Origin of the sequence: Methermicoccus shengliensis DSM 18856, assembly GCF_000711905.1 — an archaeon.
Lineage (GTDB): Archaea > Halobacteriota > Methanosarcinia > DSM-18856 > Methermicoccaceae > Methermicoccus > Methermicoccus shengliensis.
The window spans coordinates 193,528-217,811 of sequence record NZ_JONQ01000008.1 but is presented as its reverse complement, the minus strand read 5'-3'; the positions used below and the strand labels follow the sequence as shown (position 1 = coordinate 217,811).

Genomic DNA, 24,284 nt, shown 5'->3' with positions numbered 1-24,284 from the left:
CTCAGCTCTCCTCCATCACCATGGGCCTTGGGGGCGCTATTAACGCATATACGTATGCATCCTCTCCATCCGGGTAGTACATTGGAACCCTATATATCTGGGTGAATCCCAATTTCCTGTACAGCCTCTGGGCAGCATAGTTGCTCACCCTGACCTCAAGCATCACATAGGAGGCTCCAGACGCGATGAGCGAGGTGAGCAGGCGAATCATGAGGGAGCTGCCTATGCCCCTTCCCCTGAACATGGGGTGAACTGCTATCGAGAACACCTTTCCCATCTCCCCGCTCACATAGCCCACCGCATATCCCACCACTCTGGTGTCAAGCTGTGCCACGAAGAAGTGTTCCCTCTGCATGAAGTAATAGCTCACATACTCCTCTGCCTCCCTGTCAGAGAACACGAGCCTCTCTATTCCCAGCACCTCATGGTAGTCCTTGGGCTCGAAGTGTCGCACTGTGAGCATCACATCAACACCTGCATGTACTGTCTTAAAAAGGCTTGTGGAGAGTACCTCTCCTCGTGCATCTCGAGCGCTCCCCTCTTCAGCTGAGAGATGTCGGAGCTCTCCACGGCATCGAACACCTCGCCGAGCCGCTCGCCCATCACGAAGCCACTCTTGCCATGCGCAACCATCTCGGGCAGGCCCCCCATTCTCGATACGAGCACTGGCACTCCGCTCGCATACGCCTCTATCACCGCCATCGGGCAGTTCTCATACCATCTCGAGGGGAGCACCACAAACGACGCCCTTGCCCTTAGCTGCTCGAGCGTGCTGCTGTCCACCCATCCGAAATACTCGACCTGCTCGTGGCGATTGGCAAGATGAGAGAGCCTCCTCGAGAGGGAGCCCCTTCCCACCACCACGAGTGTGTAGGGTGTGCTCGTGGAGCACATCTGCTCTGCGAGCTGCAGGATGCCCTTGTGGGGCTCGAGCACGCCCGAGTACAGGATATGAGGTGAGGGGCTGGGATGATACGTCAGCTTGGGTGAGAAATTGGGAATGTGCACCACCGGCACCGAGAGATGTCCGAGCAGCTCGGCATAGAACCTGCTTGGCGCCACGACGCAGTGTATGTGCTGCAGGGCTCTCTCCAGCGCTGATGTCAACCTCCACAGCTGGGGTGGGCGGGCATGGGCGAGCGTGCATGCCCAGCACCTTTTTGGTGTGGCGCACACCCTTCCCCCCCTGAGAAGATCGCTCTTGGGGCACAGCAGCCATGGGTCATGGGCAGTGTACAGCGTGCGCTCTGCCCTGAGTCTCAGCACATCGAGCCCGAGGAGAGAAATGTTGTGGTGGTGCACCACGTCAGGTGAGAGCTCTCTTGCGAGCTGCTCGAGCGAGGAGGCGTTGGGCGTGCGTCCCGTGAGATATGCCCACAGGGGGTCGAGCGTTTTTTTCCATATGGGGTGGAGGTACACGCCATGCTCCTCCTCTGCCAGCTCTTTTAGCCTTCCTCCCTTCATGCGAAACGCCGCCGGGCTGAACACCACGTGCACCTCATGGCCCAGTGATGCAAGGAGCTCTGCCTGAAGCCTCACGGAGACCGCATCCCCACCCACGTGGTATGGGGGATAGAAGGTGGTGGTGAGCAAAAACACGAGCGTCTCCATGCTACCTCCCAAGCAGGGTCTCTGGCGTGCGCTCTGCTGTGCGCCTTGGAACTCCCTCCCCACACAGCGACTCGCATGCCAGCTCCCTTGCCCTTACCTCCTCCAGCCGCTCCACGGTGTGTGCCACCTCGTCCTCCTTCACTATACGCTCGGTGCCAGACACGTGCACGCCCTTTTCGCCCCTTTGCCTTGAGGAGCGCATCCTCACATTGAACATTGTGTTCTCCTGGATGGAACCCCTTAAGGTTTTTTGTATGTGTTGCTTACTTTGTAAGCAACTGTTGATATGCGTTCTCTCACCTGCTGGATAGCTTCAGGCTGCCTGCCCTGCGTGGTCCGTGGATGCACCCTGGATGCCGTGGTGCACCAAAAAGTAGATAACCACCTGAGGGGAGTGTTAACACCCATGGAGGCATGTGCGTGAGATGGCTGCCGATGGCTCTTGTAATCATGATGGTGCTTTTTGCCGCAGGATGTGTTGAGGAGCAGCCCGCCCAGAAGAGCGAGCTGGCGGGGCTTTTGCCCCAGAGCAACCTGCCAGAGGGGCTCACTCTCATGGCCGTGCTCACACCCCAATCGAGCGTGAACTCCACGCAGGACGTGCTGGTGGAGATGGGCAACGCCTCCATCCCACGTGTGGTGGACAGCGTGGAGGGCGTGTACGGCACAGCTGGAAGCTATGACGTGAATGTGTACATCGTGCAGCTCGCATCTGCACAAGATGCCGAGCGGGCATACATCCACTACATCAACCAGTCGAGGTTCAAACAGCGGCTTCCAGACGACATGGAGCGGTTTGGTGTGTGGATCACCCATGGAAAACAGCTCACAGAGATTAGGGAGCTCGCAGCCGATGGGGGCATCAGGTACATCTATGCATGGCACAGCAATGAGCTGCTGTTCATCGTGAAGGGAAACGATGATGTCCAGCAGACAAGGGAGCTCACGTCGCTGGTGCTCGACGCCACCACCTCAAAGAGCAGCATGTGAGCGCTCTGCCCTGATGTGGGCTGCGAGCACGTGCACCAGCGGAGGCTGCTGAAGATAGTGCAGATGAGAGGTACACGAGCAGTCTGAGCACCCAAAACCCCTTACCTCCCCCATCTTCTCGGAGAGTGCCCTGGCGATTAGGCACTCCGCACTCTTTGACAGGTATGACATCACACAGCCAGCGATGTGCACGTGAGGAAGCAGATAGTCTATGTGCCATCTTCTCACGTTTCGTCCTGCCACAGAGAGATGGCGCAGCACCCTCTTCATTCCTCCAGCACCCCATGCCGAGCCCGTGTAGGTGTAGTACCCCTCCTCGAGCACGAGCTCTCCGAGCGAGCCCACCTCTATGCTGCTACGGGTGGGAAGGTATACGATCAATGTGTACACTCCCTTGCGCCCCCAGTACATGGTGCATGGTTATCACTACTGTTATATATGAATGAGGGATGATGGGGCTCATACATGAGCATTCTGAGAAGGGGGAGGTTCACCTCTCCCATGGACGAGCATGTGATGGCATTCACCTCATCCATGCAATGGGACAGCTGGCTGTTCCCTCACGACCTCGATGTGGACAGGGCTCACGTGGTGATGCTGCACAGGATGGGGCACATCTCCACTGATGATGCTGCACGCATACTCACAGGGCTGAAGGAAATCGAAGAGCAGGGGTTCGATGGGCTACCAGAGGCAGAGGACGTGCACGAGGCAGTGGAGAGTGCGCTCGTCGCCCGCGTGGGCGAGGTGGGGGGCAGGATGCACACCGCACGCTCACGCAACGACGAGGTGGCAACGTGCCTTCGGATGGCTGTGAGGGAGGAGATGCTCGCCATGCTGCACGCCCTCATCGAGCTCAGGGATGTGCTCCTCAGCATAGCGGCAGAGCACAGACGCACCATCATGCCGGGGTTCACACACCTGCAGCATGCCCAACCCACCACGCTCGCACACCACATGCTCGCCCACGAACAGGCATTCTCGAGGGACTGTGAGCGGATACTGGACTGTCTTTCGAGGGTCAACGTGTGCCCGCTTGGCTCAGCTGCGTTTGCCTCCACCTCGTTCGAGATAGACAGGGAGCTCACCTCCAAGCTTTTGGGCTTCGATGCACCACTCGAGAACACGATGGATGCCATAAGCTCGAGGGACTTTGCCATCGAGGCAGTGGGCTGTGCCAGCATGGTCATGCTCAATCTCTCGAGGCTGTGCGAGGAACTCGTGATATGGAGCACCAGCGAGTTCTCTCTGGTGCAGCTTCCAGATGCGTACACCTCCACCTCGTCCATCATGCCACAGAAGAAGAACCCCGATGTGGCAGAGATTGCGCGGGCAAAGAGCGGCACGGTGGTGGGGGAGCTCATGTCCCTGATGATGATTGTGAAAGGGCTTCCCCTCTCGTACAACAGGGACCTTCAGGAGGCAAACCCCCACATCATGCGGGCCCTCAAGGAGACGCTCTTCACACTCAAGGTGTGCACAGGAATGCTCGAGGGGGCGGTGTTCAACACAGAGAGGATGAGAGAACTTTCGCCAGCGGGCTTTGCGTGTGCCACCGAGCTTGCCAACACGCTCGTGAGATGCACTGGAATACCGTTCAGGCATGCCCACTCCATCGTTGGCGCACTCGCAAGAGAGGGAAAGGAGCACCCCACGCCCTCCGACATCGACAGAATAGCCCTCGAGGTGGTGGGAAAGCCGCTCTCCGAGATGGGGCTTGAGCCATCAGATGTGCAGGGGGCGCTGGATACATTCTCGTGCGTGCAGCGCCATGCTGGCACTGGAGGACCCTCTCCAGAGAGCACGAAAGGTGCGATTCAGCGGGCAAGGGGGCTACTTGAAGCTCACGAGAGGGTGGTGAGAGAAGTGGAGGAGCGGGTGCACACTGCAAGGCTCATGCTCAAAGAGGCGTGCAACACTATCATGGGTGCAGAGTGATGGGGCGTGTACATCAAGAGGCTTGAGATTCAGAACTTCAAGTCGTTTGGAAGGCGGGTGAGCATCCCATTCTTTGAGGGTTTCACCACGGTGTCTGGACCAAACGGCAGTGGAAAGTCCAACATCGTGGATGCCATCGTGTTCTGCCTTGGGCTCTCCACCTCGAGAGCGATGCGCGCAGAGAGGCTCACCGACCTCATCCACAGCACCGAGAGATACCATCCCGACTTTGCCGAGGTCAGAATCGTGCTGGACAACTCAGACCGCAAGATACCCATCGACACCGATGATATCGAAATCGTGCGAAGGGTCAGGAGAACGGAAAGCGGGCACTACAGCTACTGCTACCTCAACTCCAAGAGCGTCTCACTCACCGAGCTGCATCGCCACCTCGCAAAGGCGGGCATCACCCCGGAGGGATACAACATCGTGATGCAGGGGGACGTCACCCGCATCGTGAACATGACCCCCACCGAGCGAAGGAAGATTATAGACGAGATAGCGGGCATCGCCGAGTTCGACGAGAAGAAGGAGAGGACGCTTGCCGAGCTCTCCATCGTGAAGGAGCGCATCGAGAGAGTGGGGGTCATCCTCGAGGAGGTGCAGGTGCAGCTCGAGCGGCTGAAGGGAGAGCGTGCCCATGCGCTGAGGTACGCATCTCTGAGGGAAAAAAAGAGACTGTATGAGAGCTACATGGTGCTCTCGAGGCTAAAGGAGGCACAGAGCGAGCTCTCAAGGCTCGATAAGGAGATACACCTGGCAGCCGGGAGGGAAGACTCACTTAAGGAGAAACTATCCCACGCACAGCAGCAGCTCGAGCAAAAAAAGAGGGAGCTTTCTGCCCTGACCGAGCAGATTTCGCAAAAGGGCGAGCAAGAGCAGCTTGCCCTCAGGCTCGAGATCGAGGAGCTGAAGGGCAGGGCAGCACGATGCAACACCGCCATCGAGGTCGCACAGCTGCAAAACACGAGGCTCGATGAGCAGATGCGGCACATCTACCACGAGATGGACGAGCTCTCGGAGAGGCTCTCCCATATAGAGGAGCAGCAGGAGAGCGAGGAACTCAACCTGCTGGCACTGCAGGGCGAGGTGGAGGAAAAGCTCGAGCACTGCAGGAGCCTTAAGGAGCAGATGGCATCGCTCGATGCGAGATTCGAGGGCTTGAGGGAAGAGCTCGCCAGCGTGAGGGAGAGGCTGGAAAAAGAGCGACAGAGGCGGGCAGAGCTGCTGAGGGAGCAGGACAGGCTCCTCGATACCGCACGCAGGAGGAGCATGGAGGAGCACGAGGTGGCAGAGAGAATCGCACAGGCCGAGCAGCTGATAGCCTCGGCTGGAACGGATGCCGACGATGCCAAGACAGAGCTCGCCTCGGTGCAAAGGCAGCTTCACACCACACAGACGGAGATTGATGAGCTGGAGGCGCGACGCACGAGGCTGCAGCGCGAGCTCACAAGGGTGGAAAGGGAGCTTCGGGAGCTGGAGGACCAGTATGCGAGGATGGAGATGCGGGTGAGGGCAGCAGAGGATGGTGCGGCATACTCAAAGCCCGTGGAGATGCTGCTAAAGGCGCGGGACAGAGGGGAGCTGCAGGGAATATATGGCACCATTGCCCAGCTTGGAGAGGTGGACCAGCGGTATGCACTGGCGCTGGAGATTGCTGCTGGGGGGCGGCTGCAGTCCATCGTGGTGGACAGTGATGCCGACGCCGCAGAATGCATCGAGTACCTCAAGAGCAAAAAACTGGGAAGGGCTACCTTTTTGCCCCTGAACAAGATGGAGCGGGCAAGAGCGCTCAGGGCAGAGGGGAAAGATGGCATAGTGGACTTTGCCATCAACCTGGTGCGCTTTGAGCCCAAGTTCGCTCCGGCGTTCTGGTACGTGTTCAGGGACACCCTCGTGGTGGAGGACCTGGACACGGCTCGGAAGCTGATGGGTGCGCACCGCATGGTGACACTCGATGGCGAGCTCGTGGAGAAGAGCGGCGCCATGACGGGAGGACACATCACCCGAAGGGGCGTATCGTTTGCAGCCTCTGAGCAAAAAAAGCTCGAGGCACTTGCAGAGCGCATAAGGGAAAAGCAGGCGGAAAGGCACACCCTCATCGACAGTATAAACGATACCGCTGGGCTCATTGCAAGGGCAAAGCGGGAGATGGCAGAGCTGGAGGGAAGAATGGGTACCATCGAGATGAGGCTCAGGGAGATATCCACCCGCAAGGAGCGGCTCTCTGCAGAGATCGAAAGATGGACCGCGCAGCTCTCCGAAATCAAGGAGGAGCGTCAGCAGCTTCGAAGCTCGATGGAGCACACCGAGCACCAGCTCTCGAAGATGGATGAGAGCATATCCCAGCTGACAAGGATCGCAGAGGGGCTGGAGGCACAGCTCTCCAAGAGCGAGATTCCAGCCCTCTCGGCCAGGCTCGAGCAGGCGGAGGCAGAGCTCGCCCACCTTCAGGAGAGGGTGAGGGACACGCAGGCTACCCTCAGAAGGCTCGAACTCGACAGGGAGTATGTGCTAAAGCAGGAATCAGAACTCAAAAACAAAAGGGCACACATCGAGCAGGAGAGGCGCGCGAACCTCGAGAGGATTCAGACCCACGCCCAAGAGAAAAGAGAGATAGAGGAAAAGGTCGAAGAGAAACAGCAGCGGCTCGAGCAGGTGTCCCGTGAGATTGCCCACCTTCAGCAGATAAGGCGTGCGCTCGAGGAGGAGGTGGAGCAGCACAGGACAGAGCTGATGTCCATCCAGATGCAGCTGAGTGAGGTTGCGAGCAAAAAGGAGGGGCTCATGGAGGAGCGGGAGAGGCTCGCACGGGATGTGGAGCAGGCGAGGGCGCTCGTGGAGGAGAGGGGCGTTGACATCGAGGAGGATGTACCCTCAGTGGAGGAGCTGCAAAGGAGGATAGCCTCGATAGAGCGCCAGATGGAGAGGTTGGAGCCAGTGAACATGAGGGCGCTGGAGGAATACGATGCAACGCTCACCAGAAAGAAAGAGCTCGAGGAGCGAAAGAGCATCCTTGAGAGGGAGCGCGAGGAGATTCTCCAGAGGATAGAGCACTACGAGCATATGAAGCGGCAGGAGTTCATGAGGACGTTCAACGCCATCAACGACAACTTCCAGAAGGTGTTCTCCGAGCTGTCCCATGGCACTGGCACGCTCGTGCTGGAAAACGAGGACGACCCGTTTGCAGGAGGAATGAGCATCAGGGCAAAGCCCGCCAACAAGACTGTGCAGAGGCTCGAGGCGATGAGTGGAGGTGAGAAAAGCCTCACTGCGCTGGCGTTCATACTCGCCATCCAGCAGCACAACCCAGCCCCCTTCTACGTGTTCGACGAGGTGGACATGTTCCTGGACGGTGTGAACGCCGAGAGAGTGGCAAAGCTCATCCAGCACTCCTCAGAGAATGCCCAGTTCATCGTGGTCTCCCTGAGAAAGCCCATGATAGAGGCCGCCACATATCTGGTTGGGGTGGCGATGCAGGAAAAGGACACGTCCTACATAACGGGCGTGAGGCTGAAGAAGCCAGAGGTGCTCAAAAAAGAGATATAGTATCATATCCGATTGGGATGTGATGTCCGAGCAGCACGAGAGCACGGCGCCAGCAGGGGAGCCCCTGTACGGGGGCGAGATATGGATAGAGAAGTACCGTCCCAGAACGCTCGACGAGGTCGTGGGTCAGGACGAGATCATAGAGCGGCTCAAGTCCTACGTGAGAATGAGAAACCTCCCCCACCTGCTGTTCTCTGGCCCCCCAGGGGTGGGCAAGACCGCCTCGGCGATATGCATCGCGCGGGAGCTGTTCGGCGAGGGCTGGCAGAGCAACTTCATCGAGCTCAACGCCAGCGACGAGCGGGGTATAGACATCGTGCGAAACAAGATCAAGAACTTCGCCCGCACCTCTCCGCTCGGGGATGCCGAGTTCAAGATAATATTCCTCGATGAGGCAGATGCCCTCACTGCAGACGCCCAGTCTGCCCTCCGCAGGACGATGGAGATGTACACCAAGACGTGCAGGTTCATACTCTCGTGCAACTACTCCTCCAAAATCATAGAGCCCATTCAGTCGAGGTGTGCCGTGTATAGGTTCAAGCCCCTCTCGGACGAGGCGATCTCCAGAAGGCTGCGGTATGTGGCACAGGAGGAAGGGATAGAACTCACAGAGAGCGCGCTTGGAGCAATTGTGTATCTGGCAAGAGGAGACATGCGAAGGGCGCTGAACGCCCTTCAGGCGGCGGCGATGCTGGGCAACACAGTGGACGAGCAGAGCGTGTGGCAGGTGGCATCTGCCGCAAGGCCAGAGGAGGTGCACGAGCTGGTGAGAACCGCACTCTCTGGCGACTTTCGCCGTGCCCGAGAGCAGCTCGATCACTTCCTCATGGAGCTTGGGCTCTCGGGAGAGGACGTGCTCATCCAGATATACAGGGCATTGGGAGAACTCAACATATCAGAGCGGCTGAAGGTGGAGCTCATGGATCACATCGGGGAGATAGACTTCAGGATGAGCGAGGGTGCCAACGAGCGCATACAGCTCGATGCCCTGCTCGCCCACTTCGTATGGGTGGGCACGAGGTCAAAGGGCACGAGGTCGAAGGAACCATCTTAATGAGCGAGCATTCGAGCGGAGGTGAGCAGACCACCCTCAACCACTACTGAGCCACCCGATAGTAGTACTCGCCCACCCTTTTCTGCTCCCTATCCAGCCTCGAGCCCGCCTTGTTCACCCGTGGGCGTAAGGTGTCCTCGTCCCTCCTGAACGTGATGTCCAGTTCCCTTAGGAAGGTGTTCATGCCCGTGCGCATGTCAAACGGACCCATCGCCCTTCCCCACCGCCCGGACTCCCCCTCGAACACGAGCAGCCGCTCGCTCAGCAGGTCTATCAGATATATGTCATGGTCCACCACGAGGCTGGTGACCTCGTTCCTCTCGGAGAACCTGCGGATCGCCCTCAGCGCCCCCATGCGCTGCTCCACATCGAGGTGGGCGCTGGGCTCATCAATTAGGTAGAGGTCAGCCCGCCTGGAGAGGCATGCTGCAATCTCCACCCTCTGCAGCTCGCCGCCAGAGAGCTCCGGAAGGTAGCTGTCCATCAGGTGCTCGAGCTGCAGGGGTGCCACGATCTCCGTTCTGTACAGGCTGGTGTCCACCTCATCTGAGAGGGAGTGCAGGTACTCCCTCACGGTGATGTACTCCTCGGCGCGAAGATACTGGGGCTTGTACGAGATGTCAAGCTCCAGCTCCACCTGCCCTTCCGTGGGTTCCACCTCCCCCGCGAGCATCCTGACGAACGTGCTCTTTCCCGTACCGTTTTTGCCCAGCACACCGAGCACCTCTCCCCTCCTGAGCTCTCCTGGACTCACCGTGAGGGTAAAGCCCTCGTATCGCTTGACGAGGGTGCCATACGTGCACAGCACGGGTCTCTCGATGCACTCGGCGGGTGCGTGGGCATAGAACTCGATTCTCTCTGGTCTTATCCTTATATTCTCCTCTGGAAGATAGCCCTTGAGATACTGGTTGATGCCCACCCTTATGCTCTTGGGAAGCGTGATTACCCCATACACACCCGGCGTACCGTAGGCGAGGTGTACCACGTCTGCCAGCAGATCGAGTATCGCAAGGTCGTGCTCCACCACCAGCACCGAGGCATGCGCAGAGAGCCGCTTGATGAGCTTGGCGGCATTGATGCGCTGATATATGTCCAGATAGGGGCTGATCTCGTCGAAGAAGTAGAACTGGGCGTCCTTGAGCATGGTGGCGGCGATGGCAACGCGCTGCAGCTCCCCGCCCGATAGCTCTCGTATGTCCCTTCCCAGCACGGGAGAGAGCGAGAGCTCCTCGGTGAGCTCGTCCAGCACACCCCTCTCGTCGGTGCGCTCCAGAAGCTCTCTCACCTTTCCAGAGAACACCCTCGGTATCGCATCGAGGTACTGGGGCTTGTGGGCAACCCTCACCTCACCCTGCGCCACCGCCCTCAGGTAGTCCTGAAGGGTGGAGCCCGCATATATCCCGATGAGCTCCTCCCAGCTGGCACTGCTCTTGCCGAGATTGGGCACAATCACCCCAGAGAGTATTTTCACCGCCGTGCTCTTTCCCGTGCCGTTGGGCCCGAGCAGTCCCACCACCCTTCCCTGCTGGGGCATGGGAAGCCCATACAGGGCAAAGCCGTTCTGCCCATATCGATGAACGGGCTGCTCCAGCTGCTCCGGAAGCCCCACGACGCTGATGGCACCAAACGGGCACTTGTTCACACATATCCCGCATCCCACGCACAGCTCCTCGGAGATAATGGGCTTTCCATCCTCTCCGAGCACTATCGCCTCATCGCCCGTCCTGACCCTCGGGCAGAAGCGTATGCACAGCTCACCACATTTTTTTGGATGGCACCTGTCCCTGTTGATCACAGCTATGCGCACGCCAGTCCTGCCTCCCCTATGGAGAGTTTAGATAGATTGCCCAGCTCACAAACAGAAAGTCAAACGTCATGAACACGATGTATGCCCAGTCCTTGGTCTCGAGTTCCCTCGGGTCAACGCCCACAAGAGGAAAGATGAGCTTCTGGATATATACACATGCCACCAGCAGAAACAGAAACGGAACCACGAGCCCCTTTGCGACGCCCAGTGATGCACCAGCTCCAACGCCAGCCACCGTGCCCACTACTGCGGGAACCAGCGTCTTCTTGATGGCCTCAACCCTTCGCTCCCTCGTGCTCTTCTCCTTTAGTGTGTCCGTGGGACGAGCCCCCCGCTGCTCATTTGGCATCGTAGAACCCCTCAAGGCACCCCTCCCAAAGGCAGAGGAGCTTATATAGTTATCGCGGCACACAGACCACATCTTTTATATATAGGAATGCCCGATTAGCGCAACTGCCCGTAGGCAGGGATAGCCCTGTTGGCGGATGGGCAGGTGCCCGAACGCAAGAATTTGCGTGAGTCAGCCCGGAAGGGTCCTTACGGGAGGTAGCAAATGGCAAAGAGGCGTGAAAAAAGCAATCCCCGCATAGGTAAGCTCATAGATGAGCTGAAGGCGGCATCGAGGAAGACGGGTGCTCGCGTTTGGCTGGATGTGGCAAAGAGGCTCTCGGGTCCCACGAGGAGATATGCCGAGGTGAACGTGAGCAGAATCAACAGGCACACCTCTGATGGGGATGTCATAGTGGTGCCGGGCGTGGTGCTGGGGGCTGGCACCATCGAGCACAGCGTGAAGGTGGGAGCCCTCAGGTTCTCGCAGTCGGCAATGGAGAAGATAGAGCAGGCAGAGGGCGTGTGTATGAGCATCGAGCAGCTGCTGGAGCATAACCCAGAGGGCAGAAACGTGAGAGTGTTCAGGTGATGCACATGGTGGTTATCGACGGTGATGGACTCATACTGGGAAGGTTGGCAAGTCTTACTGCAAAGCGCCTGCTTGCGGGTGAGCACATTCACATAATCAACGCTGAAAAGGTGGTGATATCTGGCTCAAAGAGGCACATCCTCGAGCACTACCTCGAGAAGAGAAGCAGGGGAACCAAGGAGAAGGGACCATACTATCCAAGAAGACCCGACAACATCGTAAAGCGCACGGTAAGGGGCATGTTGCCATACAAGCGCAGGCGAGGAAGGGAGGCACTCTCCAACCTCAGGGTATATGTGGGGGTGCCAAGAGAGCTCGAGAATGAGAGTGCGGAGAGGCCAGAGGAGGCAAGGATGGAAAGGCTCAGCACCAGAAAGTACGTCAGGCTGGGCGAGGTCAGCACGTTCCTTGGTGCGAGGTTCTGAGGGGATGAAAATGGGCAAGATCGTCAACGAGAGTGGAAAGAAAAAGACCGCCATAGCCAAAGCCACTGTCAGAGAGGGAAGGGGCAGGGTGAGAATAAATGGCGTGCCCATAGAACTCATAGAGCCCGAACTCGCAAGGCTCAAGATGCTCGAGCCCCTCGAGCTTGCGGGAAGCCTGCGGGACAGGGTGGACATCTCTGTCAGGGTGAGGGGCGGAGGCATCATGGGACAGGCTGGAGCCGTGAGAACAGCCATCGCACGGGCGCTCGTGGAGTGGAGCGGGGACGTGGAGCTTAAGGAGGTGTACCACTCATATGACAGAACACTGCTAGTGAGTGACACCAGAGTAAAGGAACGCAAGAAGTCCGGCGGACGCGGTGCCAGAGCCAAGAGGCAGAAGTCATACAGGTGATGTATGATACCAGTTAGATGCTTCACATGTGGTAAGGTAGTATCCTCCGTGTACGAGGAGTACGTGCGGCGCATCCAGTCCGGGCAGCATCCAAGGGATGCACTGGATGAGCTGGGCATCACGAGATACTGCTGTCGGAGGATGCTGCTCTCCCATGTGAGGCTCGTGGAGGAGTTTTCCAAGTACAGGTGAGGGGTTGTGGGGTAGCTTGGACCATCCTGCGGCGTTCGGGACGCCGTGACCTGAGTTCGAATCTCAGCAACCCCATACTCTTGCCGAGGAAAAGGATATGATGGCCAGATGTGTGCTCAGCATCAGAGGTGGTGGCTTGGATGACATGAAGTACACGAGGTTTGAGCGTGCAAGGATTGTGGGTGCACGGGCACTTCAGATAGCAATGGGTGCCCCAGTGCTGCTCGAGGATGCAGGCACCACCCTTTTGGAGATTGCCCTCAGGGAGCTCGAGGAGGGCATAATACCGATTACCGTCAAGAGGGATAAGGATAAGAAGAGAAGATAGATGGAGGCTTTCTATGGAGGCAGAGGTAAAGGAGAGCGATTACGAATCACTGATTCCCATGGAGGACTACCTTGCGGCAGGGGTGCACATAGGTACACAACAGAAGACTCGCGACATGCTGCCCTTCATATACAGGGTGAGGACTGACGGGCTGTATGTGCTCGATGTGCAATCCACAGACAACCGCATACGGGCTGCTGCCAAGTTCCTTGCCAGATACGAACCATCGCAGATACTCGTGGTGTCTGTCAGGCAGTATGGACACCACCCTGCGAGGATGTTCGCACGGTCGATAGGAGCAAGGGCTGCGGTGGGAAGGTTCATGCCCGGCACGCTGACCAACCCCGCGCTGGAGAACTACATCGAGCCCGATGTGCTGCTGGTGACCGACCCAGCAAACGATGCGCAGGCAGTGACCGAGGCAGTGTCTGTGGGCATCCCGGTGGTGGCGATGTGCGACACCAACAACCTCACTTCAAATGTGGACCTCGTGATTCCCACCAACAACAAGGGAAGAAAGGCCCTCGCACTGCTGTACTGGCTGCTGGCAAGGGAGGTTGCCAAGGAGAAACAGATACAGTTCAGCCACAGCCCAGAGGATTTCGAGGAGCCAGAGCCCGAGGTATAGCTTTATAGCTCTGGCCCGACATACCCTCGTGGGGGTTTCATATGAGAAGACCAGCAGTGGCTGGACGATTCTATCCAGCAAGCCCAGAGGCTCTGCTGCTCGAGCTCAAGCGGTGCTTTGAGGGGCTTCCCACGCGGGAGGATGCAAGCATAAAGGGCGTGGTGTGCCCCCATGCTGGGTATATGTACTCTGGAAGGACGGCGGCCCATGCGTATGCAGTGCTTCCCAGCGTGGATACGTATGTGATAATGTGCCCAAACCACACGGGCATGGGCTCTGGGGTCGCGCTCTCCACAGACACGTGGAGCACGCCACTTGGCACGGTGGATGTGGACAGGGAGTTCGTGAGCGCCCTGCCGAGGGACATCATAGACCTCGACGAGAGCGCCCACATCTACGAGCATGCCCTCGAGGTGCAGCTTCCGTTCCTGCAGTACAGGTTTGGTGATGGTTTTAAGATAGTGCCCATATGCCTTGGGATGCAGGACAAGGAGACCGCTGCAGAGGTCGGGGCAGAGATTCAGGAGGCGATGGAGCGCACCGGAAGGCGGGTGGTGGTGATTGCCTCCAGCGATTTCTCGCACTACGTGCCCGTGGAGATGGCAAGCCGCAACGATCGCTACGTGATAGACGCCCTGCTGCGTGCCGATGTGGACGAGTTCTACAGAAGGCTCGCAGAGAGCGGTGCAAGCGTGTGCGGGTATGGTGCGATAGCCTCGATGCTGTATGCGGTGCAGCCAGAGAGCGGAGAGCTGCTGGACTACTCCACGAGTGGTGATTCCACGGGAGACTACGTGGCCGTGGTGGGCTATGCGGCAATAGCGATGCGATGAGCATGACACAGGCATCCGCCCCGGGGAAGGTGTATCTGTTTGGCGAGCACGCGGTGGTGTACGGCAGACCAGCGTTGGCGTGTGCGATAGAGCTCAGAGCGAGGGTGAAGGTGCTCTCCACGAGGCGCGAGGGTGTGCACGTGGGGGGCAGCAGGGGACCTGAGAGCATCCACAAGTATCCATACCTCGCAACTGCCGTGAGGCTGCTGGAGCAGCGGTGCGCGGCACCCATCTCGGGCGTGAAGCTCAAGATCACATCGAGCATACCCGCCGGGGCGGGGCTGGGTTCCAGCGCAGCCGTGACGGTCGCCACCATCGGTGCCCTCTCACATGCACTCGATGTGGGCCTTGGCGAGGAGGACATTGCAAGGATGGGGTACGAGGTGGAGAGGAACGTGCAGGGAAGCGCATCCCCCACTGACACATATCTTTCCACGTTCGGTGGTGCATACATCATGCCAGAGGCAAGGAGGCTCACACCTCCAAGGTGCGGCATAGTGGTGGGTGATACCAAGAGGAGTGCAAGCACCAAGGCACTCGTGGCGATGGTCAGAGAGCTCAAAAGCCACCATCCAGAGCTCGTGGAGGACATCATGGATGCAATGGCCACCCTCTCGCGAGAAGGTGAGCGGCTGCTGGAGGCTGGTGAGCTCTCTGAGCTTGGAAGGCTCATGAACATCAACCACGCCCTTCTCAACGCCCTCGGTGTGGGCACACCAGAGCTGGACAGGCTGGCGAGCGCTGCGAGGGCTGCTGGAGCACTTGGAGCCAAGATCACCGGAGCAGGGGGCGGAGGGTGCATCGTGTGCCTTGCGGACGAGGAGGACACCCCTCAGGTGGCGAATGCCATACGTAGGGCAAGAGGAAGGGCATACATCGTGCGTCCTGCCGAGGTGGGGCTCGTGGTGGAGGGATAGCGTGAAGGTGCTGAAGATAGGCGGAAGCGTGCTCACAGAGAAGCACACAGAGGAAAAGAAGGTAAGGATGGAGGTGCTCGACCGCATTGCTTCTGAGATTGCCCCACGGGCAGATGGGCTGATACTGGTGCACGGAGCTGGCTCATTCGGGCATCCCGAGGCGATAAGGCACGGGGTGGGCAGGAGGTTCAGCACCGAGGGTGTGCTAAAGACCCACCAGAGCGTGTGCCTTCTCAACAGGATAGTGGTGAGCGCACTCGTGAGAGGGGGCGTGCCCGCCGTCCCGGTGTCCCCACTGGGCTGTGCCATCGCAGATGGCGGAAGGCTCGTATCCATGGAGATGACGCCCATACTCCACATGGTGGAGCGTGGACTCGTGCCTGTGCTGCACGGCGATGTGGTGATGGATCGCACCCTTGGAGCGGCAGTGGTGTCTGGAGACGCGCTCGTGGCGCACATCGCAAAGGGACTGGGTGCGCACCACGTGGGCATGGGCACGAGTGCACAGGGGGTGCTGGATGCCCATGGACGCACCATTCCGGAAGTAACGGAGCACAACATCGAGCAGGTTAGACAATGGGTGCGTCCCTCTGGAGGCGGGGATGCCACTGGAGGAATGGTCGGAAAGGTGGAGGAGCTGTGGAGGCTGGCGGGCGAGGGCATAGAGTCGTGGGTGTTCAGCGCCCTCGATGAGGGGGCGGTGGCGGCGTTTCTAGATGGGCATCCAGTGGGCACGAGGGTGAGAAATGTTGAACTATGATGAGCAGAAAGCCAACGAGCGTGAGGTAGAGCTAGCTACCTCACGACGCAAGATCGAGCACATCGATATATGCACGCAGCGGCAGGTAGAGGCAAGGCCAAGGGCAGATGGAACGCGGGCGAGCGGGCTGGACGACCTGATGCTCGTGCACAGGGCGCTGCCCGAGCTGAACATGTCCGAGATAGACCTAAGGTGCACATTTCTGGGAAAGCGGCTCGATGCACCCCTGCTGATATCCTCGATGACGGGAGGACATCCCGAGACGCTCGACATCAACAGAAACCTTGCCATCGCTGCCCAGAGGCTGGGCATAGGCATCGGTGTGGGAAGCCAGCGGGCAGCCCTCGAGGATGCATCCCAGCAGGAGAGCTACACGGTGGTCAGAGAGGTGGCACCAGACGCGTTCATATATGGCAACATAGGCGCAGCCCAGCTTGCAAGATATGGTGTGGACGGCGTGATGAGGAGCATCGAGATGCTCGACGCCGATGCGATGGCGATACACCTCAACTTCCTTCAGGAGGCGATACAGCCAGAGGGGGATACCGATGCCGCAGGGGTACTTCATTCAATCGAGGAGGTATGTGCGAGCGGCATCCCAGTCATCGTGAAGGAGACTGGGGCTGGCATCAGGAGAGAGGATGCCCTGAGGCTCAAGGAGGTGGGCGTGTCCGCGATTGACGTGGCTGGATGCGGGGGGACCTCGTGGGCAGGCGTGGAGTACTACAGGAACAGGAGAGAGGGAATGCACACAGAGGAGGTGTTCTGGAACTGGGGGATACCCACCGCGGTGAGCGTGGTGGAGTGCGGTGTGGGGATGCCCCTCATCGCCTCTGGCGGCATAAGGAGTGGGCTGGACTGTGCCAAGTGCATTGCGCTGGGTGCGGACGTGTGTGCCATCGCCCTGCCACTCGTGAAAAGAGCGATAGAGGGCAGCAATGCAGTGGAGGCGTACCTCACGCAGGTAATCCAGCAGCTGAAAATAGCGATGTTTCTGAGCGCAAGCCATGACGTGGATGCGCTTAAGAGAGCTCAGATTGTGATTTGCGGGCTCACTTGTGAGATTCTCACGCAGAGGGGCCACGATACGCGACGTTTTGCGATGCGCTGACAAAAAGGTGATTGTATATGGGAAATATAAGGCTGATAGCCGTTGGTGGCTACAATGAGATGGGCAGGAATATGACTGCCGTGGAGGTGAACGGGGAGAGCGTGATATTCGATATGGGGCTCAGTCTGGACAGAATCCAGATACACGAGGACGTGGAGCTCGAGAAGATGCACTCGCTCGACCTCATAAAGATGGGAGCGATTCCAGATGACACCGTGCTCAATGGAAACATAGGCAATGTGAGGGCAATCGTGTGCACCCACGGGCACCTCGACCACGTGGGTGCCATACCCAAGCTCGCCCACAGGTACGATGCCCCCATCGTGAGCACCCCGTACACCACTGAGATCATACGGGAGCTCATCAACAAGGAGAGGAAGTTCGGAGTGGAGAACAAGCTGCTCTCGCTGAGCGCCGGCGAGACTATGGAACTGGGAAAGAACCTCACGCTCGAGTTCGTGAGGAGCACTCACAGCATCATCCAGACGGTGTTCGCTGTGCTGCACACCCCATACGGGGCTGTGTTCTATGCCAACGACTTCAAACTCGACCGCACCCCCACGCTGGAGAAGCCGCCTGACTTCCAGCGCATAAAGCAGATAGGCAGGGAGGGCGTTGCCCTCATGGTGGTGGAGAGCACGAACTCGGGAAAGCCCGGAAAGACGCCCTCTGAGAAGGTGGCAAAGGACATGGTGCACGACGTGCTGCTCGGCACAGAGGAGACCTCGTGCGGTGTGATGGTGACCACATTCTCATCCCACATCGCCAGAATCAACGCCATCATAGAGGCGGCAGCCAAGATGGACAGGATTCCCGTGCTGCTGGGAAGGTCGATGAAACGATACGTGCTGACGGCGAGCAACATGGGGCTCATAGAGTTCCCCGAGAACATAGAGGTGTACTCCTCTGGAAAGGCGATTCAGAATGCCCTTTCGAGGATAAGCACGGAGGGTCGGGACCGCTACCTTCCCATCCTCACGGGCCATCAGGGCGAGCCCGGGGCGGTGCTCACCCGCATCTCCAACAAGGAGTTCAACTACCACATTGAAAAGGGTGATAAGATAATATTCTCTGCCAACAAGATACCGAGCCCCATGACACTCGCCAACCGCTATGCCCTCGAGACAAAGCTCAAAATGCAGGGTGCGCGCATATACGAGGATGTGCACGTGTCAGGGCATGCCTGCAGGGAGGACCACTGGGAGCTTATCAGGATGGTAAAGCCCCAGCATGTGGTGCCCTCCCATGGCGACCTCTCGATGCACATAAACTACATCGAGATGGCAGAGGATGCGGGATACGAGCTGGGCTACAATGCCCACATCGTGAGAAACGGAGAGGAGATACTGCTCGAGGTGTAGCATGCTGCAGCACGAGCTTAAAGCAAGGGCGAGGGTGGTGGATGAGTGCCTCGGGACCATATTCGAGGGTGCCAGCCCAGAGCAGCTGTACAGGGCATGCACGCACTACATATATGCTGGCGGAAAGCGGCTGAGACCAGTGGTGGTGATGCTCGCCTGCGAGCTCTCTGGGGGAGAGGATGACCCTATTCCATGTGCCGCCGCGGTGGAGCTCATCCACACCTTCACCCTCATCCACGATGACATCATGGACCGCGACGAGCTTAGGAGAGGCATTCCCACCGTGCACACGCTGTGGGGTGAGGCAGGGGCAATCCTCGCAGGGGACACCCTGTACTCCAAGGCGTTCGAAACGATAGCACACTCTACCATGCCTCCGGAAAAGAGGAGTGAGTGCATTGCGGTGCTCTCGAGGGCGTGCACCAGCATATGTGAGGGGCAGTGGATGGACATGTCCTTTGAGGACAGGGCGAGCGTGAGCGAGCAGGAGTACCTCGAGATGGTGGAGAAGAAGACTGCGGTGCTGTATGGCGCCGCCGCAGAGGTCGGGGGTATCGTGGGTGGAGCCTCAAAAGGACAGAGAGAAGCACTCTACGAGTTCGGAAGGCTGTGTGGGATAGCGTTTCAGATTCAGGATGACGTGCTCGACCTCGTGGCATCAGAAGATGCTCTGGGCAAGGATGCCCTGAGCGATATTCGCCAGGGCAAAAAGACGCTCATCGCCATCCACGCCCTATCAAAGGGTGCCACCATCCCTGCGTTCGGGGATACACACGCCAGCACCGATGAGCTGAGACGGGCGATGGAGGTGCTGGAGACCACTGGCTCCATCCAGTATGCAATGGACACAGCACAGCGCTACCTTGCGATGGCGAAGGCAAAACTCGATGTGTTCGAGGACTGCGAGGTAAAGACCCTGCTACTTGAACTTGCCGACTTTCTTGTGAGCAGAGGGTACTGAGTCAACTGCCCACCTGCAGGGAGGTGAGCTAGGGAGGTGAGCTTGCCTCCCGAAGAGGCTTCGGGGGTGGTTGACTGCACCCTATCTGCCCCTTACCGGCAAAAACGAGGGTGCGGGTATATCCTGCACTCAGGGGCTGCGGTGACCCAGCCCGAAAGGGGCGTCTTATGCACACTCCCCAACCTCCCCCAAGGGCTTCCGGTGGAAGCCCCATGCGTAAGCGTGGGGAGGAGGTCACGCATAAATCAGCGAGTTCTCACCTCTCACCTTCCAAACCTTCTCTGCCTTCGCTGAAAGTCACGAACGGCGCGCAAGAAATCCACCTTTCTGAAGTTCTTCCAGTTGACGTCGGTGAAGTATATCTCGGAGTACACGCTCTGCCACACCAGAAAGTCTGCCAGCCGTCTTCCCCCACTTCGAATCACGAGGTCTGGCTCGTTGGGAAACAGCAGGTGGGAGGCGAGCTCGTCCTCATCTATGTCCTCTGGGCGCAGCCTGCCCTCCTTCACCTCGCGGAGCAAGGCACGCACCGCATGCACGAGCTCGCTCTTTCCCCCAAAGCCCACCGACATGACCACCTCAGGGGGTGCTGGCGAGGAGGGGATGCTCACATCCTCCCTCACCGCATCATCTGCGAGCTTTTTTATCACGACAACACTATATGGAGAGCGCTCGAACGTGCGTCTTACCTCTGACACTACCCTCTCTACGATTGCCTCCTCAAGCTCCCCCACCTCGAGCACATCTATGTACACCGAGAGGGTGGTGATGCCCAGCTCTCCACACCAGCGCACGAACCTCTCCACACTCTTGGCACCAGCCTCCAAAACATCCCGCTCAGAGAGCACGAGCGTTATGTAGGTGGGCAGCCTCGAGGTATGGCGCAGCACGTCCCGCATGAGCTTCCACTCATACGCAAAGAGAAGGTTCATCTACCATTGCCATAGGTGGGATGGAATAAAACAGTTATGAAGGATCTGACCTCCTCTCCCCGCTAAAGCGAGGAGGTCCCCGGAACCCCGCACTGCCCACACTGAAGTGCGGGGCTTCCTTGCGCGGATGTGTGATGGGACGATGGAAGAGCAGCACGGCATTGCAGGATGGAAGAGGCAGCTGCTGCACATGGTAGCTGGCATGCTGGTGCTGGTGCTACCCTTCGTGCCCACCCAGCTGCTCCTGATTGGTTGTGGGCTGGTGCTGGTGGTGCTCGCATTGGTCAAGTATGTGCACCGTGTCCCCATTAGCAGCGATGACCTCGGGAGCGGGATGATGCTGGTGTTGGCAGCGCTCGTGTTGGTCGCCTTCGTGCTGCTCTCAGAGATGGCATACTCCCACTACCCCAGCATGATGAGCGGGGCGCTTCCACTGTTCGTGGTGGGTGCTGCCCTTTCAATTGCCACCATTGCTGACTCGATTGCCAACATATATCAGCACACGAGGCAGGGCACGGGAGCCGAGCCAAAGCTCAGGGACGTGAGCTCCAGCCTCGTATTTTTGTTCTCGAGCATGGTGGTGGCGCTCGTGATTGGAGGGTGGATTGCCCTTCAGGAGGGCATGATGGTGTCTCTCGATGTGCTGTTTTTCGTGTCGGTGATGGGAGCCATAAGCGCCACGCTGCTGGGCTCCATCAGCCCCCGCACCACATACAACCTCGTGGTGCCCATGGGAAGTGCCATGGTGATGTGGCTGTTCTTCGATGTGGGCTACACCACTCCCATCCTGCACGTGCTCGGTGTGCTCGTGGGCGCCCTCGTGCTGGGCTATCTTGCATACAGAGTGGGCATTGCAGACCTCTCTGGACTGCTCTCCGCCACCCTCGTGGGCGTGCTCGTGATGGTGTTTGGCAGCGTGTGGTGGTTCGTGCTCGTGCTCTCGTTCTTTGTGCTCGGAGGAGGGTTCACCAAGTACAGGTACGCCTACAAGGAGTCGCTTGGAGCCGCCCAGAGCAGAAGGGGCGTGAGGGGATACGAGAATGTGTTTTCCAACACCCTTCCGGCACTGGCATTAGTGGTGCTCTACAGGGTGTTCCCAGAGCTGCACCCAGTGATATTTGCGGCATTTTTGGCCAGCATCGCCACCGCCACCGCCGACACGCTGGCAAGCGAGGTGGGGGAGACATCCAGAGCGGTGCCAAGGCTCATCACCAATCTCAAGCCCGTGAGGGTGGGAGAGGATGGTGGAATCACGCTTCTTGGAGAGGCAGCATCGCTGATGGGTGCCCTTGCCACGGCGCTGCTCGCATTCGTGCTGTTGGAGCTGGGTCTCGAGCCGATGCCAACCGAGCCCTCTCACATGCTCGTGGTGGGTGTCATCTCCGGGTTCGCTGGCACCAACATCGACAGCCTCCTTGGAGCCACGCTTCAGAGAAGGGGCGTGCTGGGAAACAGCGGCGTGAACCTCGCATCCACGGCGATGGCAGCCATTCTGGGGGCTGCCATGTATAATTACTTATAGATATTTCGACCATTTCCCAGTGGTGATCACATGGACGTGCTGGTGATATCTGGAAGCCCGAATAAGAGCGGCAACTGTGAGCAGATGGCAGCCGATGTGAGGAGCATCGTGGAGGAGAGGGGGTACTCCACCGCGCTGTTCAGCCTTGCTCACAAGAAGGTGGAGCCATGCACTGCGTGTAATGCGTGTGCCAAGGAGCCAAGGTGTCCCATCGAGGACGACATGGAGGAGGCGTATGGGTTGCTGCGCAGCGCGAAGGGCGTGTTTGTGATAGCTCCCGTGTACTTTGGATGCGTGAGTGCCCAGCTCAAGGCGCTGTTTGATAGGACGCTGCTGCTGAGAAGAGATGGCATGGCCCTCAAGGGCAAGGTGGGAGCGGCAGCGAGCGTTGGCAGGGCACGAAATGGTGGACAGGAGCTCACGATACAGGCGGTGCACGCATGGATGCACATCAGTGGAATGGTGGTCGTGGGAGACGACAGCCACTTCGGGGGCACGGTGGTGCACCCCTATGCCGAGGACGAGTTTGGAAGGCAAACAGTGCGCAACACTGCATCCAAGCTGTGCGACGTGCTGGACATGCTACGATGACTCCCCCAGCACCTTGAGAAAGCCAGCGGTGAACGCATCGCCCAGCCCAGTGCTGGTTGCCCTGTGCTCCACGTGGTATGTGGGCACCAGCACCTCCACGTGCCCATCCCACTCGAGGGGCGAGAGGTGTGCGATGGTGCGCATGCCCTTGACGCTGGTGGCAAGTGGGATATCGAGGTTGTCCCTGCTGACATGACCGCAGAGGGCAAGCACCCCTGCACACCTTGCCCCAAGCTGGGCTGCCCTCTCTGCCACCTCTGGCTCCCGACTCATGCAGTACACCACGTGGGTGGAGTGCACGCACAGGGTGTGCATCTCCATGTGCTCAAAAAACTCGTGCATGCGCTGCCTCGCCTCCACGCTGCTCCAGCTCCCCCCAAACAGCTCCGTAGCCTCCTGCTCGTTCATGCTGATGCTGAACAGCACACCCCTGAGAGAGCTCAGCACATCCTTCAGCACCCCCACGTCGGCTGGAGAGCCAAGCTCTGAATGAATCCTCAGCTCTGGACGCAAAGCGTGCACGCGCCTTAGCAGCGCCACCACCTCATGGGCATCCCGCCTTCTTTTTAGCAGGTGAAACCCAGAGGCGAGTGCTGCCGATACCCCCTCGAGCCCTTCGAGCAGCTCTTCCTCGAACGCCTTGCTCACCACCATCCTCGTGTTCAGAGGGTCGTAGGTGATGATTAGCCTGTCGCTCTCGGGCACCACCACCCTCTCACTCCCAATGTGCACCACATCGCCACGGGTGAACTCGAGCACGGAGTGCACGAGGTCGATTTCAGAATGGGCATCGAGGGGTACATGCACCCCAGACGGAATGAGCGCCATCTGTCTTCTGGAGGGGGCTGCCACGTTCAAAAGAGCAGGGCAGCCAAGGGCTGCAAGCCCGGCTGCACTGTTTGCGGCATTGCCCCCAAGCCTGTCGACGCCCGAGAGCCCGAGCCTCTCAATGGGGGCGGGGTCGTCGATGACCACCTCCCTTCCCACACCCTTCCTCATGCAGTGCAACAGGGCAGAGAGCACGTCCGCCTCGTCCTCTATGCTGGATGGAGGGGTCTCAAAATCGCACCCCACATCCCTGCACAGTGCCTCCACCATATTGCCCGAGAGCCTTACCACATGGTCTATGTTGGTGTTGAACGCACACACAAACATGCACAGGCAGCTTGGAAATGATGATATTTAACTTTCTGTTGCTGCTGTACAAAAATAGCAGTAACAAATGTGGGGCTGGGTCAGTCCCGAATGCCCGTGGACATCTGGCACCTCTGCCCAGAAGGCTGAGAGAGCCGCCGGGCACGTGCTGATGGATGAGGCAGGAAGCCCCTTGCGTGAGCGAGGGCAGTTCACTTTGTGCATTAAGTCCATCGCTATTTCTTTTCTCTCCTCGAATCCTCGAATACTTCTGCATTAGCCTTTTAGCAGTTTTTTGAATTAGTTTTA

At 58.6% G+C, this 24,284-nt stretch carries 26 protein-coding genes and 1 tRNA gene; 19 read left to right on the top strand and 8 right to left on the bottom strand.

Translation table 11 applies throughout. The features are described 5' to 3' along the window. Window position 1: 1 nt before the first annotated feature. The 3 genes from rimI to BP07_RS03430 are packed head-to-tail and all read right to left on the bottom strand — an operon-like array spanning window position 2 to window position 1,828. Window positions 2–463 (bottom strand): ribosomal protein S18-alanine N-acetyltransferase, encoded by a 462-nt coding sequence (rimI, locus tag BP07_RS03440; protein WP_052353208.1) that lies wholly within the window; start codon window positions 461–463, stop codon window positions 2–4. Further along, window positions 463–1,611, bottom strand: a complete 1,149-nt coding sequence (locus tag BP07_RS03435; RefSeq protein WP_042685582.1) for a glycosyltransferase — start codon at window positions 1,609–1,611, stop codon at window positions 463–465. The genes rimI and BP07_RS03435 overlap by 1 nt, the downstream gene beginning before the upstream one ends. A gap of 1 nt (window position 1,612) precedes the next feature. Then, window positions 1,613–1,828 carry a 6-carboxyhexanoate--CoA ligase gene (locus BP07_RS03430; RefSeq protein WP_042685581.1) on the bottom strand — a complete coding sequence of 72 codons (216 nt, stop codon included), beginning with the start codon at window positions 1,826–1,828 and terminating at the stop codon, window positions 1,613–1,615. A 218-nt stretch (window positions 1,829–2,046) separates the two neighbouring features. Between BP07_RS03430 and BP07_RS03425 the strand changes: the two genes are divergently transcribed. Continuing rightward, the gene (locus BP07_RS03425) at window positions 2,047–2,601 is read left to right on the top strand and encodes a hypothetical protein (protein WP_042685579.1); all 555 of its coding nucleotides are present in this window, start codon (window positions 2,047–2,049) and stop codon (window positions 2,599–2,601) included. Here the strand turns inward: BP07_RS03425 and BP07_RS03420 are convergent. Further along, a complete protein-coding gene (locus BP07_RS03420) occupies window positions 2,584–3,012 on the bottom strand; it encodes a GIY-YIG nuclease family protein (RefSeq protein ID WP_042685576.1) in 429 nt (142 codons plus the stop codon). The two genes, BP07_RS03425 and BP07_RS03420, sit on opposite strands and share 18 nt — an antisense overlap. 54 nt (window positions 3,013–3,066) lie before the next feature. On the opposite strand from BP07_RS03420, the gene argH reads away from it, so the two are divergent. The 3 genes from argH to BP07_RS03405 are packed head-to-tail and all read left to right on the top strand — an operon-like array spanning window position 3,067 to window position 9,142. Next, window positions 3,067–4,539: an argininosuccinate lyase gene (argH, locus tag BP07_RS03415; RefSeq protein WP_042685573.1), complete on the top strand. Its 1,473-nt coding sequence runs from the start codon at window positions 3,067–3,069 to the stop codon at window positions 4,537–4,539. Between the two features lie 6 nt (window positions 4,540–4,545). Continuing rightward, window positions 4,546–8,088: a chromosome segregation protein SMC gene (gene smc, locus BP07_RS03410; protein ID WP_042685571.1), complete on the top strand. Its 3,543-nt coding sequence runs from the start codon at window positions 4,546–4,548 to the stop codon at window positions 8,086–8,088. Between the two features lie 22 nt (window positions 8,089–8,110). Continuing rightward, entirely contained in the window at window positions 8,111–9,142 is a 1,032-nt protein-coding gene (locus BP07_RS03405) for a replication factor C small subunit (RefSeq protein ID WP_052353207.1), read from the top strand. Between the two features lie 43 nt (window positions 9,143–9,185). Here the strand turns inward: BP07_RS03405 and BP07_RS03400 are convergent, their stop codons facing one another. Then, window positions 9,186–10,949 carry a ribosome biogenesis/translation initiation ATPase RLI gene (locus BP07_RS03400; RefSeq protein ID WP_042685569.1) on the bottom strand — a complete coding sequence of 588 codons (1,764 nt, stop codon included), beginning with the start codon at window positions 10,947–10,949 and terminating at the stop codon, window positions 9,186–9,188. A gap of 16 nt (window positions 10,950–10,965) precedes the next feature. Beyond that, window positions 10,966–11,298 (bottom strand): EMC6-like membrane protein, encoded by a 333-nt coding sequence (locus BP07_RS03395; protein ID WP_052353206.1) that lies wholly within the window; start codon window positions 11,296–11,298, stop codon window positions 10,966–10,968. Between the two features lie 204 nt (window positions 11,299–11,502). Here BP07_RS03395 and BP07_RS03390 point away from each other — a divergent pair, with 204 nt between their 5' ends. The 13 genes from BP07_RS03390 (at window position 11,503) to BP07_RS03330 (ending at window position 19,796) form a co-directional block, all read left to right on the top strand. Then, window positions 11,503–11,868: a 50S ribosomal protein L18e gene (locus tag BP07_RS03390; RefSeq protein ID WP_042685567.1), complete on the top strand. Its 366-nt coding sequence runs from the start codon at window positions 11,503–11,505 to the stop codon at window positions 11,866–11,868. Between the two features lie 5 nt (window positions 11,869–11,873). Beyond that, window positions 11,874–12,293 carry a 50S ribosomal protein L13 gene (locus BP07_RS03385; RefSeq protein ID WP_042685951.1) on the top strand — a complete coding sequence of 140 codons (420 nt, stop codon included), beginning with the start codon at window positions 11,874–11,876 and terminating at the stop codon, window positions 12,291–12,293. A gap of 4 nt (window positions 12,294–12,297) precedes the next feature. Beyond that, window positions 12,298–12,705: a 30S ribosomal protein S9 gene (locus tag BP07_RS03380; RefSeq protein ID WP_338045893.1), complete on the top strand. Its 408-nt coding sequence runs from the start codon at window positions 12,298–12,300 to the stop codon at window positions 12,703–12,705. A gap of 3 nt (window positions 12,706–12,708) precedes the next feature. Next, entirely contained in the window at window positions 12,709–12,897 is a 189-nt protein-coding gene (locus tag BP07_RS03375) for a DNA-directed RNA polymerase subunit N (protein ID WP_042685561.1), read from the top strand. Continuing rightward, window positions 12,898–12,972: transfer RNA gene (locus BP07_RS03370), tRNA-Pro, on the top strand. 22 nt (window positions 12,973–12,994) lie between these two features. After that, window positions 12,995–13,225, top strand: a complete 231-nt coding sequence (locus tag BP07_RS03365) for a DNA-directed RNA polymerase subunit K (RefSeq protein WP_338045892.1) — start codon at window positions 12,995–12,997, stop codon at window positions 13,223–13,225. 13 nt (window positions 13,226–13,238) lie between these two features. Beyond that, window positions 13,239–13,853, top strand: a complete 615-nt coding sequence (gene rpsB, locus BP07_RS03360) for a 30S ribosomal protein S2 (RefSeq protein ID WP_042685558.1) — start codon at window positions 13,239–13,241, stop codon at window positions 13,851–13,853. A 41-nt stretch (window positions 13,854–13,894) separates the two neighbouring features. Next, the gene (locus BP07_RS03355; RefSeq protein WP_042685557.1) at window positions 13,895–14,686 is read left to right on the top strand and encodes an MEMO1 family protein; all 792 of its coding nucleotides are present in this window, start codon (window positions 13,895–13,897) and stop codon (window positions 14,684–14,686) included. Then, window positions 14,683–15,603, top strand: a complete 921-nt coding sequence (gene mvk, locus BP07_RS03350) for a mevalonate kinase (protein WP_245597037.1) — start codon at window positions 14,683–14,685, stop codon at window positions 15,601–15,603. Before BP07_RS03355 ends, mvk begins: the two co-directional genes overlap by 4 nt. Window position 15,604: 1 nt before the next feature. After that, window positions 15,605–16,363, top strand: coding sequence for an isopentenyl phosphate kinase (locus BP07_RS03345; protein WP_042685552.1), 759 nt, complete (start codon window positions 15,605–15,607; stop codon window positions 16,361–16,363). After that, window positions 16,350–17,474, top strand: a complete 1,125-nt coding sequence (gene fni, locus BP07_RS03340) for a type 2 isopentenyl-diphosphate Delta-isomerase (RefSeq protein ID WP_052353205.1) — start codon at window positions 16,350–16,352, stop codon at window positions 17,472–17,474. The genes BP07_RS03345 and fni overlap by 14 nt, the downstream gene beginning before the upstream one ends. A 17-nt stretch (window positions 17,475–17,491) precedes the next feature. Continuing rightward, on the top strand, window positions 17,492–18,835 hold the full coding sequence (locus tag BP07_RS03335) for an RNase J family beta-CASP ribonuclease (protein ID WP_042685550.1): 1,344 nt from the start codon (window positions 17,492–17,494) through the stop codon (window positions 18,833–18,835). A gap of 1 nt (window position 18,836) precedes the next feature. After that, a complete protein-coding gene (locus BP07_RS03330) occupies window positions 18,837–19,796 on the top strand; it encodes a polyprenyl synthetase family protein (RefSeq protein ID WP_042685548.1) in 960 nt (319 codons plus the stop codon). A 263-nt stretch (window positions 19,797–20,059) separates the two neighbouring features. Here BP07_RS03330 and BP07_RS03325 read toward each other — a convergent pair whose 3' ends face one another. Continuing rightward, on the bottom strand, window positions 20,060–20,728 hold the full coding sequence (locus BP07_RS03325) for an undecaprenyl diphosphate synthase family protein (RefSeq protein ID WP_052353204.1): 669 nt from the start codon (window positions 20,726–20,728) through the stop codon (window positions 20,060–20,062). Window positions 20,729–20,870: 142 nt separating this feature from the next. On the opposite strand from BP07_RS03325, the gene BP07_RS03320 reads away from it, so the two are divergent. Both BP07_RS03320 and BP07_RS03315 read left to right on the top strand, forming a co-directional pair. Next, window positions 20,871–22,250 (top strand): DUF92 domain-containing protein, encoded by a 1,380-nt coding sequence (locus tag BP07_RS03320; protein ID WP_042685545.1) that lies wholly within the window; start codon window positions 20,871–20,873, stop codon window positions 22,248–22,250. Between the two features lie 30 nt (window positions 22,251–22,280). After that, window positions 22,281–22,841, top strand: a complete 561-nt coding sequence (locus BP07_RS03315; RefSeq protein ID WP_042685544.1) for a flavodoxin family protein — start codon at window positions 22,281–22,283, stop codon at window positions 22,839–22,841. On the opposite strand, the gene BP07_RS03310 is transcribed toward BP07_RS03315, so the two are convergent. Continuing rightward, window positions 22,833–23,996, bottom strand: coding sequence for an ADP-dependent glucokinase/phosphofructokinase (locus BP07_RS03310; RefSeq protein WP_042685541.1), 1,164 nt, complete (start codon window positions 23,994–23,996; stop codon window positions 22,833–22,835). The genes BP07_RS03315 and BP07_RS03310 overlap by 9 nt on opposite strands. Between the last annotated feature and the right edge of the window lie 288 nt (window positions 23,997–24,284).